At 32.7% G+C, this 689-nt stretch carries 1 protein-coding gene; it reads right to left on the bottom strand.

The features are described 5' to 3' along the window. Positions 1 to 112: 112 nt before the first annotated feature. Complete coding sequence (locus tag A6E03_RS16280) at positions 113 to 649, bottom strand: hypothetical protein (RefSeq protein WP_065601291.1); 537 nt, start codon at positions 647 to 649, stop codon at positions 113 to 115. Positions 650 to 689 lie beyond the last annotated feature (40 nt).

Genomic DNA, 689 nt, shown 5'->3' with positions numbered 1-689 from the left:
GCCTGCATAACACGTTTACTACTATGCAATTATACTTAAAATTGACGCCTTAAAACGAGAAACACCCGACAACCTGAGATGCCGAGTGTAGTAAATCGTGTTGATGCATTTGTTATGTGTGTCTTTCCAATGAGTATACGTAATAATAGTAAGTAAACCCCTTACTTTTATATGTACGATTATTTAAATCTGAAACCCCTACCTCTATTGGTATTTCAGTTTTTTTATGTTCTAACTCATTGCAATATTTCTTTAAATCCTCAAACCCTAAAATTGATAATATACCCTCAGTTATAACTCCGACTTCACAAGAACAACCAGGATTAAGTGGTGATGGTAATTGATTAATACCAAACCAATCTAATTCATTCTGATTTTTTGTAATTTTTTTATTCAGAGCACTAAAGAAAAAAGTTTCAGGCTTTAAAATTACAGGCTGCCCGCCGATATTGGTAATTCGTATTTTCAGCGTTTCTTCAAGTAGATCAGTCTCAGATGTTAATTCTGACGAATAATTACTTAAATCACCAACAACTATTTCAGCTATACATTTCGCCCGACGTTCATATCTAGTTAAAACAAATGTAATCACACTAATAAAGAAACCCAGCACACCAATTATTTTAACTATAACGTCTAAATTTATCATTTTATCCTTTAAGCCTCATAAACACATAACGCCTGCATAA

Origin of the sequence: Aliivibrio sp. 1S128, from assembly GCF_001691065.1 — a bacterium.
Classification (GTDB): Bacteria; Pseudomonadota; Gammaproteobacteria; order Enterobacterales; family Vibrionaceae; genus Aliivibrio.
Note: the sequence above shows the minus strand (reverse complement) of the source record. Positions and strands in the feature narration are given on the sequence as shown.

Bases quoted from the DNA above. Each gene is read 5' to 3' on its own strand.
- A6E03_RS16280 (WP_065601291.1), bottom strand. From the start codon at position 649: ATGATAAATTTAGACGTTATAGTTAAAATAATTGGTGTGCTGGGTTTC.